This window comes from Blastococcus saxobsidens DD2 (assembly GCF_000284015.1).
Lineage (GTDB): Bacteria > Actinomycetota > Actinomycetes > Mycobacteriales > Geodermatophilaceae > Blastococcus > Blastococcus saxobsidens_A.
This window is the reverse complement of the sequence record NC_016943.1, coordinates 97,121-109,429: the sequence shown is the minus strand read 5'-3', so window position 1 is coordinate 109,429 and position 12,309 is coordinate 97,121. Positions and strand designations below refer to the sequence as shown.

Sequence of the window (12,309 nt, the reverse complement as noted above, 5' to 3'; positions counted from 1 at the left end):
GTAAGGTAGGTCCCGCCATGTGCGGGAGCTCGGGCAGTCGGGCTGAGAGGGCGACAGGACGCGTCGCCGACCGCTGGAACCTGACCGGGTAATGCCGGCGTAGGGAGCGACCATGAGCACGTCCGACGCTGTCCGCACTCCCGGGGCCGACGCCCCGCTCACCCTCACCGAGCCACCACCCCGCACCCTCGGCCTGCGCGACGCCCTGGGCCTCTGGGGGAACCTGGGCATCAGCCTGCTGCTGCCGGTGGCCGCGGTGTTCGTCGTCCTGCCGGGGCGCCCCCTCGGGGTCACGGTCGCCGCGATCGTCGTCGGCGCGGTGATCGGCTCGGTGCTGCTCGGGCTGGTCGCGGCGGCCGGTGCGCGCGAACGCGTGCCCGGGATGGTGCTGCTGCGCGGGCTGCTCGGCCGGCGGACCTCGTGGCTGCCGACCGCGTTCAACCTCGTGCAGTGCATCGGCTGGGCGACCTTCGAGATCGTCATCATCGCCGAGGCCGCCTCGCGGGTCCTCGACGCGCCGCGCTGGCCGTTCGTCCTGGCCGCCGGCGTGCTGGCCACCGCCATGGCGCTGCGGCCGCTCGGTGTGGTCCGGGTGCTGGCCCGCTACGCCGTCTGGGCCGCGCTGATCGCGGTCGGCTACCTCTACGTGCAGGTCCTCGCCGAACCCCTGCCGCCGCTGAGCGAAGGGGGCGCGACGTCGTTCTGGACCGCCGCCGACATCGTCATCGCGCTCCCGGTCTCCTGGTTGCCGCTGGCCGCCGACTACACCCGGCACGTCCGCAGCGGCCGCGCGGCCTTCACCGGAACCGCAGTGGGCTACGGCCTGGCGACGGTCGTGATGTTCGTGCTCGGTGTCCTGGCGCTGGCCGCCTACGGCAGCGCGGGCCTCGACGTCATCGACGCGCTGCTGATGGTGCCTCTCGGCGCGGTGGCGGTGCTCGTGCTGGTCTCCGTCGAGCTCGACGAGGCCTTCGCCAACGTCTACTCGACCGCGGTGTCGGCGCAGAACGTCGTCGCGCGGCTGGACCGGCGGGTGCTCGCCGTCCTCGTCGGCACGCTGGCCACCCTGCTCGCGCTGACCTTCGACATCGCCGCCTACGAACCGTTCCTGTTCCTCATCGGCGCCGTGTTCGTGCCGTTGGCCGGGGTGCTGATCGTGGCGTACTGGCTGACCCCGAGCGGGAGCTGGAACACCTCCGACACCGCGCCGGCCCGTCCGGTGTTCCTCCTGCCGTGGGCGGCCGGGTTCATCGCCTACCAGCTGACCCTGCCCACGTTCTTCCCCGGCCCGGGCTCGGGATGGACGGCGTGGTGGAGCGCCCGCCAGGCGGACCTGGGCATCGATCCGGGCAACGGGTGGTCGGCCTCGCTGATCGGTCTCACCGTCGCCGTCGCCCTCACGCTGCCGGTCGTGCTGGCCGGCCGCCGGAACGCGCGGGTCGCGCGATGAGCCGGGCGCTGGGCGGGCTGCACGTCCTCACCGACGCCGCCGGTGGCCCGCGGGCCCTGGCCGCCGTGGCCGCCGCGGTGTCCGCGGGTGCGCCGGTGGTCCAGGTGCGCGCCAAGGACTGCACCGACCGGGTCCTCGTCGAGTTCGCCGGGCAGGTGGTCGACATCTGCGCGCCGACCGGCGTGACGTGCCTGGTGAACGACCGGGTGGACGTCGCTCTCGCCGTCGGTGCGCACGGCACGCACCTGGGAGCGACCGACCTGCCGGTCGCCGCGGCCCGGCGGGTGGCCGGGCCGGGCCACCTGCTCGGCGGCACGGCCCGGGACCCCGAGACGGCACGCCGCCTGGTCGCCGAGGGCGCCGACTACCTCGGCGTCGGACCGGCGTGGCCCACGACGACGAAGACCGGTCTCCCCGACGCGCTGGGGCCCGCCGGGGTGGCGGCCGTGGCCGCGGCGGTGGACGTCCCCGTGATCGCCATCGGCGGCGTCACCGCCGAACGGGTGGCTGCGTTGCTGGCCGCCGGCGCAGCGGGGGTGGCCGTGGTGGGCGCGGTCACCGGCGCGCCCGACCCGACCGCCGCCACCCGGGAGCTGCTGCGCGCCCTGGCCGGGGCGCCGTGACCGACGTCGTGGTCGCCGGGGGCGGGCTGATCGGCCTGGCGGTGGCCTGGCGCGCGGCCCGGCGCGGGCTGACGGTGACCGTCGTCGACGAGGCCCCGGGCCGGGGCGCCTCCGAGGCCGCCGCCGGGATGCTGGCACCGGTCACCGAGGCCGGCTACCGCGAGGAGTCGCTGCTGCGGCTGGGCCTGGCCTCCCTCGAGCGCTGGCCGGCCTTCGCCGCCGAGCTCGAGGCCGCCGGCGGGCTGCCGGTGGGTCTGCGCACGGTGGGAACGCTGGTAGTCGGCTTCGACGACGACGACATGCGCCAGCTCGAAGCGCTGCACGACTTCCAGCAAGAGCTGGGCCTGTCCGCCGCGCGTCTGCTACCGCGCGCCGCCCGGCGCCGCGAGCCGTCGCTGACCTCGCGGATCCGTGGCGGACTGCTGGTCGCCGGCGACCACTCCGTCGACGGCCGTGCCGTGCACGCCGCACTGCTGGCCGCCGCCGAGGCGGCCGGTGTGACGCTGGTGCGCGACCGGGTCGAAGGCGTCGTCGTGGACGGCGGCCGCGCCACGGGATTGCGGCTCCGCTCGGGCGGCACGGTCCCGGCCGGCAGCGTCGTCGTCGCCCTGGGGGCGCACAGTGCGGGGCTGCCCGGCCTCCCGCCGGTGCCCGTGCGGCCCGTCAAGGGCCAGATCCTGCGGATGGCGGGGGCGGCCGGGCTGCTCGACGGCACGGTGCGCGCGCTGGTCCGCGGTCGGCACGTCTACCTGGTGCCCTACGGCGAGGACCGGCTGATCATCGGGGCCACCACGGAGGACCGCGGCTTCGACCCCACCGTCACCGCCGGGGGCGTCCACGACCTGCTGCACGACGCCATCGAGGTCGTTCCGGGCGTGAGCGAGCTGGAGCTGGCCGAGACACTGGCCCGCTGGCGGCCGGGCACGCCGGACAATGCCCCGCTGCTCGGCCCGACGGCCGTGCCGGGTCTCGTGCTGGCCACCGGACACCACCGCAACGGCGTGCTCCTCACGCCGGTGACCGCCGACGCCATCGCCGACCTGCTCGCCACCGGGGAGCTGCCGGACCGGGCCGCACCCTTCACCGTCGACCGCTTCGAGGCACCGTGAGCCGCGCCGGAGCGACAGGAGGACGAGAACCATGCAGGTGACCGTGAACGGCGTCCCCGCCGAGCTGACCGGGGACGTCACCGTGGCCGACCTCGTGGCCGAGCGCGCCGGTGGGCACGATCGTGTCGCCGTCGCGCGCAACGGCGACGTCGTCCCGCGCAGCAGCTGGGCGCAGACCCGGCTGGTGGACGGCGACGCCCTCGAGGTGCTGGCACCGACCGCAGGAGGATGACCATGACCGCACACGACACTCGGCCCGCCGACCTGGCCCCCGCCCTCTCCCGGGAGGAGGCCGGCGACCCGTTCACCGTGGGCGGCGAGACGTTCACGTCCCGGCTGCTGCTCGGCACCGGTGGCGTGCCCAGTCTCGAGGTGCTCGAGGCGTCGGTGCGGGCCTCGGGCACCCAGCTGGTCACCGTGGCGCTGCGTCGCGTCGAGGCCTCGGCCACCAGCTCGATGATGGCGGTGCTCGACCGCTGCGGCGTGCGCCTGCTGCCCAACACCGCCGGGTGCCACACCGCGCGCGAAGCCGTCCTCACCGCTCGGCTGGCCCGGGAGGCGTTCGGGACGGACTGGGTCAAGCTCGAGGTGATCGGCGACGACCACACCCTGCTACCGGACGCCGTCGAGCTGCTGGACGCAGCCGAACAACTCGTCGCCGAGGGCTTCACCGTGCTTGCCTACACCACCGACGACCCCATCCTCGGCCGCCGCCTGGCCGATGTCGGCTGCGCGGCCGTCATGCCGCTGGGCTCCCCGATCGGCAGCGGTCTCGGCATCCGCAACCCGCACAACATCGCCCTGTTGCGCGAGGCCGTGCAGGTGCCGGTCGTGCTCGACGCCGGCATCGGGACGGCCTCCGATGCCGCACAGGCGATGGAGCTGGGCTGTGACGCGGTCTTGCTGGCCTCGGCCGTCACCCGGGCGCGCGACCCGGAACGGATGGCGTTGGCCATGCGCCAGGCTGTGGAGGGCGGCCGGCTGGCCAGGCTCGCCGGCCGCATCCCGCGCCGGTGGCACGCCGAGGCTTCCACGTCGTTCGCCGGCCTGCCGGACCTGTGAACCTCCCGCGGCTGGTGCTCGTCACCGACCGGACGCAGTGCGCGCGGCCGCTGGTGGACGTCGTGGCGACGGCCGTCGCCCACGGCGCCCGTGCCGTGGTCCTGCGCGACAAGGACCTACCGGCCGCCGAACGGACCGCGCTGGTCGCCGACCTCCGGTCCGTGCTGCAGCCCGTGGGCGGACTGCTGGTGCACGGGGGCGCACGCGGGGCACCCCTGGACACCCCTGTCCACCTCGCCGCAGCCGAGCCGTTCCCGGCGGTCCGACCGCCGCTGGTCGGGCGCTCCTGCCACTCGGCCACCGAACTCGCCCGGGCGGCGCGGGAAGGCTGCGACTGGGTGACGCTCTCGCCGGTCTTCCCCACGGTGTCCAAGCCCGGCTACGGCCCGGCGCTCGGGCTGGAAGGGCTGGCCGCGCTGGTGCCCGGAGCACCTCCAGTGCTCGCGCTGGGCGGCATCCGGCCGGACCACGTCGCCGACTGCCTGGCAGCCGGAGCGTACGGCGTTGCGGTCATGGGGCCGGTCATGCGCGATCCCACGCTCGTCGCGGAGTACCTCGCGGCGGATGTCGCCGAGCAACCCGGACCGCACCGCGACTGATCGGGCGGCCGGCGAAGTGATCTGTGCAACATCATGTTTGGCCGTGGCCCCACGAGTCCATACGTGACTGTTGGGCCAGCACAGATCGCGCCGGCCTCGAACAGAGGAGATCACGCGCGTGACAGGGCAGGCGGCCGGCACCATCTGGTCGTCGGCGCACCCTCCCGCGGCCGGCACGGTGCTGGCCTGGCAGCTGCGCGACGTCGCCGAGCTGCCCGCGGTCCGGGCCCAGGTGCGCGCGGAACTGGCGGGCGCAGCGACCAGCGACCTCCTCGACCGGCTCGTCCTGGCACTCGACGAGATGGCGTCCAACGCGCTGCGCCACGGTGGTGGTGACGTGCGGGCCACCCTGAGCTCGACCGGCGAGGGCTACCTCGTCGAGGTCTCCGACCGGGCGGCGCAGGCGCCGCCGACGCCGGCGGTCGGCCGTGACCCGAGCCTCGGCGGCCTCGGTCTCTACCTGATCGCCGAGCTGGCCAGCCAGCACGGGTGGTACACGGGCGACGGCGCCAAGCACGTCTGGGCCCTGCTGCCCGGCTGAACCCGGGCTCCCGGCGCGCCGCGTTCAGTGCTGCGGGTGCAGCCGCAGCGCCACGAGGGCGACGTCGTCCTGCAGGCCCTCCGGCCGCAGGCGCGCCAGCAGCGCGTCGCACAGCTCGGGGAGCGGCTCCCCGGCCAGCTCGCCCAGCGCCGCCTTGAGCCGCGCGGTGCCCTCGTCGAGCGAGAGGTCCCGCCCCTCCACCAGCCCGTCGGTGTAGAGCAGCACCGTGCTGCCGCGTGGCACGGTGACCACCGACTCCGAGCGGCGGGCGCGCCGGTCCACCCCGAGCATGAGTTCGGCGCGCTCCCCGGCCAGCTCCTCGATCCGGCCGTCGGGACGCAGCACCAAGGGCGGCGGATGCCCGGCGTTCGACCAGCGCAGCCGGGTCACCCCGGCGGCGCGCTCGGTGGCCGTCTGCTCGATCCGCACGATGGCCGCGGTCGCCAGCGTGCCCATCTGCAGGCCATCGATGGCGGCATCCAGGTCGGCGAGCACCCCGGCCGGGCCGATGCCCTCGCGGTAGGCGATCCCCCGCAGCATCCCGCGCAACTGGCCCATGGCCGCCGCCGCCTCGGTGTCGTGGCCGACGACGTCGCCGATGACCAGCATCGTGGCCCCGGCCGGCTGCAGGAACGCGTCGTACCAGTCGCCACCGACCTCGGCGACGGCCATCGCGGGGTGGTAGCGCACCACGATCTCCGAGTGGTCCGGCTGCGGGGGCGCGGTGAGCAGGCTCCGCTGCAGGCCCTCGGCCAGCCGCCGCTGCTGGTCGTAGAGCCGGGCGTTGTCCAGGGCCAGCGCCACCCGGCCGGCGACGTCCCGCGCCACCGAGACGTCCGCGTCGTCCGGTACCGGCTGGCCGGCGGACCGGTAGATGCTGAGCGCGCCCAGCGTCCGGCCCCGGGCCGCCATCGGCAGGGCCATCGCCGACTGCGGGGCCAGCGCCCAGAACGTGTCGCTGACCTCGCCCGGTGGGAGGGTCTCGCCCACCGTCGCCCCCACGTCGGGGACCACCAGCCCCTGCCCGGAGGCCAGTGCGCGCAGGACCGGGGCGTCGGGCTGCAGCGCGGCCAGCCGCACCCGCGCGTACCGGCCGACCAGTTCCCGCAGGTCCGGCTCACGGTGCCAGCCGGCGACGTCGTGCATCCGACCCTCGGGGTCGACCAGGCTGATGATCACCCAGTCCCCGAGCTCGGGCACCAGCAGCCCGGCCACCCGCTGCAGCGCCTGCTCCTCGTGCTCGCGGCTGTCGAGCGAGGCGGACATGGCGCTGGTGGTGTCCGCGACGAGGGCGAGGCGGGCGGTGATCTGCCGCATGTGCTCCTCGGCGGCTCGCCGCTCGGTCACGTCGAGGAAAGAGACCGACAGCCCGTCGGGAGTCGGCCAGGCACGCACCTCGTACCAGGCGTCCAGCGGCGGGGGGTAGTAGGCCTCGAACATCCGCTCGGTGCCGGTGGACACCGCGGCCCGGTAGTGCCGCTCGAAGTCGCTGCCGACGGCGGCCGGGAAGAGCTCCCAGACGTCACCGCCGAGCAGCTCCTCACGGGGTACGCCCAGCACCCGCTCGGCCTCCGCGTTGACGTAGGTGAACCGCCAGTCCGGGTCGAGAGAGAAGAAGGAGGCCTTCATCGCCTCCAGCAGGCGGGCGATGCGGACGTCGTCCTGCCGCTGCGGCGTGGTGTCGTAACCGGCACCGAGCAGGCGCACCGAGGTTCCCCGGTCGTCGGCGACCGCCCGGCCGCTCCCGCGGATCCAGCGCGTCTCCCCGGACGGCACGACCACGCGGAACTCCGCGTCGTACGCGCCCACCGTGTCGATCGCCGCCTGCAGCGCCTCCAGGGTGCGCTCCCGGTCGTCGGGGTGCAGCCGGTCGGCGAACGAATCGATGGTCTCGTCGAAGTCGGCCCGGTCGTAGCCGAAGAGGGCGAGCAACCGGTCGTCCCACAGCAGGCGCCCGGTGACCAGGTTCCAGTCGAAGCTGCCGATGCCGGCCGCGTCGATGGCCAGCTCGAACCGCAGCCGGTGCGCCTCGTACTCCGACGTGAGCGCCATGAGCTGCAGCTCCGTGCCGACGGAGTAGGAAAGCTGGCGCAGCAGCGCGACGTCGTGGTCGGACCAGGTGCGCGGCTCGGGTCCGTAGACGCACAGCGCACCGACCGGCTCGCCGCCGTCCACCCGCAGCGGGATCCCCAGGTAGGCGCCGACCCGGCCCTCGCGGACCGGCGTGCGGTCGCGGACCCGGTCGTCGTGCGCGGCGTCCGGAACGACCATGGGCGCGTCCGCGGCGACGGCCAGCGCGCACAGCGAGTCGGCCAGCGGCAGCTGGGCGCCGATGCCCCCGGGCGGCAGGCCGGTGCCGGCCACCGCGGTCTGGACCTCCCCGAGGAGCGAGACCTGGGCGGTGTCGCAGTCGAGCAGCCGGGTGGCCAGGTCGGTCAGCCGCTGGAGGCTGCGGTCCCCCATCGCCTCGGCGGCCAGCCGGCGCACCAGCTCGAGGCGGTCGCCGGAAGGGATCCCGGGCGGCTGCTCGGCGGCGGTCACGACGGTTGCCTCCACAGCGGTCCGCGTCCGACGGCCCGGTTGCTCCAGGGCGTTGCGATCGGTACAGAGGGTTGCACACCGGGGACCGCAGGTCGGCGGCACCGCACGGCGGGCGCCCGGAGAGACTGGCCGGGGACGTCGGGTGGCCGGGGCGGGCGCCCGGCCGGGGGGGCCGCGACCGGTGGCGATCGCGGCCCGCGCTGCGGCGGGCGCCCGCCGTCCGGCGGGGACTGCGGACGGGAGACCCGTCCACCGGCACGTGCCCACGGGTGCCGGGACGCCGTCCGCGCCGACCCGGAGCGCCGCACGGGGACGTCGACCCCGGTCCGGCAGCGTCCACCCGACCGGCCGGCGCCGGTGGCGTTCCGCGCCGCACGACCGGCCAGGCCTCCTGCGGTCAGAGACCCGCGGTCGCGAAGGGCGTCGCGCCGCCGGGTACCGGCAGGGGCCTGTCCACCACCTCGCCGAACGGTTCGCCGGATGCCGGCGGACCGCGCCGTCCGCGATCCGTGCCTCCCTGGAGGGTCCGCGCGCTGCCTGCGTGCAGCAGCCGTGCGGGGGGACGAGGCCGGATTCGGAGAGCGGAGAGGTCTGCCGGCGCCCGGGAGGGGCACCGTCGGAGGTGGGCCAGGTGCGGCCGAGGTCGGCCGGGGAGGACGTGCTCGCAGGACCGAGTCGACGGTCCACGGGCACCCGGGGAAGAGGGTGACCGGTTCCGGCGCGCTCGACAGGAGAGCGGGGGCGGCGTTCCGCGGCTGGCTGCCGTGGTCGCGCTACGCGGATCAGCTCGGCGCGCGGGGCGCCGGGCGGGGGTGCGACGAGGGCGCCCGCGGGGGAAACGGACCGGCTGGGAGGCCGTTCGCGGGCCCGGCTCGTCGCGGCGGGAGGGGCGAGCCCCTGACCGGGCACCCGGACGGATCGCCGCGGGCCCCGGCGCCACCGGACCCCCGGGGGGATCTCCGTGCCGGCATCCCGGGGGTGCGGCTGGTCGGGCCGGAGGTGCGGACCGGGATGGACGGCGGCGTGGACCGCGCCCCGTACCGACCCGAGGACGGCCAGTCCCGCGGTGGGCGCCAGCCGACGCGCGGCTGCGACCGGTCCGTGGGTTCCGGAGAACTCGGGTGGGGGGTGGGACGGGCGGTCGCGTCAGGTGCGGCCGGACCGGTTCGCGACCCCGGCGACGAGGCCGGTCCCGCGGGAAGGAGCGCCGCGGCGGGGGAAGACGCCACGGGCTGGATCGAGGGGGTGCTGGGCAGCTCGCGCAGCACCACGGGCGGGTCGATCTCTCGCACCACCGGCCGGGTCGGCGCCGAGGACGCGGAGCTGGACCAGGCCAGGTGCTCGCCCTGGTCGCCGGCGCCCCACAGGGCCATCCGGCGGCTGAAGGCGCGCAGGGCGGCGCGGCGCCGGCCGCGCACCGGCGCGGGGAAGGCCGGGGTGCGCCACGCCAGGTACTCGCCCTGGTCACCGCCGCCCCACAGCGCCGCCCGCCGGGCCACGCCGCGCAGGCCGCCCAGGGGCTGCCGCACCCGCTCGGGGACGACGACGACCCGCGGGGTGCGGGGAGCCTCCACCGGCCGGCGGGCGGCGCGGGCCGAGGGCGCCGGCTGGACCGAGCGCAGGGGTACCGGGCGGGCGCCGGACCGGTGCGCGGCCGGCCGGGTGCGCTGGCGCGGCAGCCCTCCGTCGGCGCGGTCGAGGACGTCGATCAGCCCGGCCAGCGTGCTGGCCGGCTCACGCCCGGAGAGGTCGGCGCGCACGGCCGCGCCCGCCGGCCGGATGGCCCGCTGGCTGCTGTTCATGTCGCCTCCCGAAGTCGTGTCCGCAGCCGGGGAAGGTGCTGCGGACAAGGAGAAAGCTAGGGACCGGAGGGCTCCGCGACGCGCTTCTCGGAGCCCTTGCCGGAGTCGCGTGACCCAACCGTTGCGGAGCCGGCCCGGAGCGGGCGGTGACCCCGCCTCCGGCCCGTGCCCTTGTCGACACCCGGGCCCTCCACGAGCGTGGAAGGCCCTGACGGGGCGCCGGTGACTTCCGGACGGCGCCGGCACGCGGGCGTGTCGCCGTGGTTCCGGGCGCCGGTCGGGCGGCTGACAGGATGCGGCGGTGACCGACCGCACTCCCCTGGTGATCGACACCGACCCCGGCATCGACGACGCCCTGGCGATCCTGCTGGCCCTGGCCAGCCCGGAGGTGGACCTGCGGCTGGTCACCACGGTGCACGGGAACGTCGGGCTCGGGCAGGTCACCGAGAACGCGCTGCGGGTGCTGCACCTGGCGGGCCGGTCCGACGTGCCGGTCGCGGCCGGCGCGCGGTCCTCGCTCGTCCACCCGCAGCCGGAGCGGGCCGGGCACGTGCACGGCGAGGCGGGGCTCGGCGGTGTCGAGCTCCCGCCGTCCCCGGCGGCGCCCGACCCGCGGCCGGCCGTGGTCGCCCTGGCCGAGCTGCTGCTGGCCTCCCCCATCCCGGTGACCGTCGCCGCCATCGGGCCGCTGACCAACCTGGCGCTGCTGCTGGCGGTGTACCCGGAGGCCGCCGAGCGCATCGGCCGGCTGGTGGTCATGGGCGGCTCCGCCGGGCGGGGCGGGAACGTGACCGCCGCCGCGGAGTTCAACATCTGGTCCGACCCGGAGGCGGCCGCCGCGGTCTTCGGCTCCACCATCCCGACCGCCATGGTGGGCCTCGACGTCACCCTGCCCACGGTGCTCCCCGAGGAGGGCATCGCCCGGTTCGCCGCCGCCGGGCCGATCGGCCGCACCGCCGCGGCGATCCTGCAGCAGTACGTGGATCACGCCCGCGACGCCTACGGCACCGCAGGCGTGGTGGTGCACGACGCGCTGGCGCTCACCGAGGCCATCTGCCCCGGCACGGTGGACACCGTGCGGCGCGACGTCGTCGTCGACACCACGCTGGGGGCCGGGCGGGGGCAGACGCTGGTCGACCGCCGGGCGGTCTCCCCGTCCGCGGCCGCGGTGCAGGTGGCGGAGGAAGTCGACAGCGAGGCGGCGGTGGAGTTCCTGGTCTGGCGGCTGGCCCGGCTGGACGTCGTCTAACGGGCGTTCTGGACGCCGGCGACGATGCCGGCGGCGATGTCCCGCAGCTTGCGGTTGTAGCGCTGGGACGCCTCCCGCAGGATCTCGAAGGCCTGCTCGGGGTCGACGTGCCGCTGCGCCATGAGCACCCCTTTGGCCTGCTCGATGACCGCGCGGGACTCCATCGCGATGCGCATGTTGCGGGCCTGCTCGGCCAGCTGGGCGTGCGCGTCGGCGTTGGCCACCGCGACCGCGATCGTCTCGGCCACGCCGAGGCCCGCGGCCAGCGACTCCGGCGTCGCGAACGCCGCCGGCTCCGTCGAGTAGACGTTGAGCGCGCCGATGCTCGAGCCCTGGTAGGGCAGCGGCACCGACAGCGAACTGCGCACCCCGGTCCGGCGGACCCGGGCGACGTAGGCGGGCCACCGCTGCTCGGTGCGCATGTCGTCGACCCGCAGGACGACGCCGCCGCGACCGGCGTCGAGGCAGGGGCCGCTGTCCTCCTCGTACTGCAGCTCGTCGGCGTCCAAGGCCATCTGGCCGCTGAACGCGGCCGTGAACGCCTTGTCGCCACGCACCATGGTGGTGGACACGGCCTCGGCGCCGGGCACGGCCCGGGCCGCGATGCCGGTGATCTCGCCGAGCACCTCGCCCAGCTCCCGGCCCCCGAGGGTCACCCGGCTGAGGTCCCGCAGCAGCTCCTCCACGCCGGTGATTGTGCACCGCCGGCCCCGCGCCGATCGCCCGCCGTCGCGTCACGGGGCGTCATCGGTCAGGATGGGGGCGTCCGGGACCGGCGTCCCGGCGCCGCCTCGGAGCAGATGCGAGAGGAACCGATGGCCGACGAGCTGGCCCACGACGCGTGGCCGTGCGCGCCCGTGCCCTCCGTGCCCGGTGACGTCTGGCACTGGCAGCTGGAGGCCATGCACGTCGTCTCGCGGGTGCGGACCGACCTGCGCGCGCGGATCGCCCACCCATCGGTGTCCGCGGCATCCACCGAGGACGCTCGCGACGGCCTGCTGCTGGTCTTCGAGGAGCTGGCCTCGAACGCCCTGCGGCACGGCGGTGGCGACGTCCGGGCCCTGGTCGTGGCCGGCCCCGCCGGCTGGCTGCTCGACCTCAGCGACGAGGCCCCCGACCGGCCGCCCGTGCCCGCCGTCGACCGCGACCCCGCCCTGGGCGGCATGGGGCTGCACCTGGTGGCCCAGCTCTCCCGCGGCTACGGGTGGGAGCGGCGGCCCGGCCGCAAGCACGTCTGGGCCCTGCTGCCCTCCGGCCGGGAGGCGGCCGAGCCGCTGCGCGACCGGCTGCCCGAGCAGCGCTCGCCCGGGATCCCCCGGGACTGAAGCGGCGC

12 protein-coding genes and 1 riboswitch are annotated in these 12,309 nt (G+C 76.1%); of the genes, 9 read left to right on the top strand and 3 right to left on the bottom strand.

What is annotated here, in order from left to right; translation table 11 throughout:
* The first annotated feature begins 11 nt into the window (after positions 1-11).
* Positions 12-123, top strand: a riboswitch (TPP riboswitch).
* From BLASA_RS00450 to BLASA_RS00420, 7 genes are all read left to right on the top strand, one after another.
* Positions 113-1,450, top strand: a complete 1,338-nt coding sequence (locus tag BLASA_RS00450) for a purine-cytosine permease family protein (RefSeq protein ID WP_014374018.1) — start codon at positions 113-115, stop codon at positions 1,448-1,450. It overlaps the preceding riboswitch by 11 nt.
* On the top strand, positions 1,447-2,073 hold the full coding sequence (gene thiE, locus BLASA_RS00445; protein WP_014374017.1) for a thiamine phosphate synthase: 627 nt from the start codon (positions 1,447-1,449) through the stop codon (positions 2,071-2,073). Before BLASA_RS00450 ends, thiE begins: the two co-directional genes overlap by 4 nt.
* Positions 2,070-3,182, top strand: coding sequence for a glycine oxidase ThiO (thiO, locus tag BLASA_RS00440; RefSeq protein WP_014374016.1), 1,113 nt, complete (start codon positions 2,070-2,072; stop codon positions 3,180-3,182). Before thiE ends, thiO begins: the two co-directional genes overlap by 4 nt.
* 31 nt (positions 3,183-3,213) lie before the next feature.
* Positions 3,214-3,414, top strand: a complete 201-nt coding sequence (gene thiS / locus BLASA_RS00435; RefSeq protein WP_014374015.1) for a sulfur carrier protein ThiS — start codon at positions 3,214-3,216, stop codon at positions 3,412-3,414.
* Complete coding sequence (locus tag BLASA_RS00430) at positions 3,411-4,244, top strand: thiazole synthase (RefSeq protein WP_014374014.1); 834 nt, start codon at positions 3,411-3,413, stop codon at positions 4,242-4,244. Before thiS ends, BLASA_RS00430 begins: the two co-directional genes overlap by 4 nt.
* On the top strand, positions 4,241-4,843 hold the full coding sequence (locus BLASA_RS00425; protein WP_014374013.1) for a thiamine phosphate synthase: 603 nt from the start codon (positions 4,241-4,243) through the stop codon (positions 4,841-4,843). Before BLASA_RS00430 ends, BLASA_RS00425 begins: the two co-directional genes overlap by 4 nt.
* A 118-nt stretch (positions 4,844-4,961) precedes the next feature.
* Positions 4,962-5,384 (top strand): ATP-binding protein, encoded by a 423-nt coding sequence (locus BLASA_RS00420; protein WP_014374012.1) that lies wholly within the window; start codon positions 4,962-4,964, stop codon positions 5,382-5,384.
* A 24-nt stretch (positions 5,385-5,408) separates the two neighbouring features.
* On the opposite strand, the gene BLASA_RS00415 is transcribed toward BLASA_RS00420, so the two are convergent.
* Together BLASA_RS00415 and BLASA_RS00410 are read right to left on the bottom strand one after the other, a co-directional pair.
* Entirely contained in the window at positions 5,409-7,925 is a 2,517-nt protein-coding gene (locus tag BLASA_RS00415) for a SpoIIE family protein phosphatase (RefSeq protein WP_014374011.1), read from the bottom strand.
* 782 nt (positions 7,926-8,707) lie between these two features.
* Positions 8,708-9,727, bottom strand: coding sequence for a hypothetical protein (locus BLASA_RS00410; protein ID WP_014374010.1), 1,020 nt, complete (start codon positions 9,725-9,727; stop codon positions 8,708-8,710).
* Between the two features lie 301 nt (positions 9,728-10,028).
* On the opposite strand from BLASA_RS00410, the gene BLASA_RS00405 reads away from it, so the two are divergent.
* Positions 10,029-10,976, top strand: a complete 948-nt coding sequence (locus BLASA_RS00405) for a nucleoside hydrolase (protein ID WP_014374009.1) — start codon at positions 10,029-10,031, stop codon at positions 10,974-10,976.
* Here BLASA_RS00405 and BLASA_RS00400 read toward each other — a convergent pair.
* Positions 10,973-11,662 carry a GAF and ANTAR domain-containing protein gene (locus tag BLASA_RS00400; protein WP_014374008.1) on the bottom strand — a complete coding sequence of 230 codons (690 nt, stop codon included), beginning with the start codon at positions 11,660-11,662 and terminating at the stop codon, positions 10,973-10,975. The genes BLASA_RS00405 and BLASA_RS00400 overlap by 4 nt on opposite strands.
* Positions 11,663-11,776: 114 nt before the next feature.
* Here BLASA_RS00400 and BLASA_RS00395 point away from each other — a divergent pair, with 114 nt between their 5' ends.
* Complete coding sequence (locus BLASA_RS00395) at positions 11,777-12,301, top strand: ATP-binding protein (protein ID WP_231839673.1); 525 nt, start codon at positions 11,777-11,779, stop codon at positions 12,299-12,301.
* Positions 12,302-12,309: the final 8 nt, after the last annotated feature.

Coding starts and splice junctions, on each gene's coding strand:
- BLASA_RS00410 (WP_014374010.1), bottom strand. CDS start 9,727: ATGAACAGCAGCCAGCGGGCCATCCGGCCGGCGGGCGCGGCCGTGCGC.
- BLASA_RS00450 (WP_014374018.1), top strand. CDS start 113: ATGAGCACGTCCGACGCTGTCCGCACTCCCGGGGCCGACGCCCCGCTC.
- BLASA_RS00430 (WP_014374014.1), top strand. CDS start 3,411: ATGACCATGACCGCACACGACACTCGGCCCGCCGACCTGGCCCCCGCC.
- BLASA_RS00395 (WP_231839673.1), top strand. CDS start 11,777: ATGCGAGAGGAACCGATGGCCGACGAGCTGGCCCACGACGCGTGGCCG.
- thiE (WP_014374017.1), top strand. CDS start 1,447: ATGAGCCGGGCGCTGGGCGGGCTGCACGTCCTCACCGACGCCGCCGGT.
- thiS (WP_014374015.1), top strand. CDS start 3,214: ATGCAGGTGACCGTGAACGGCGTCCCCGCCGAGCTGACCGGGGACGTC.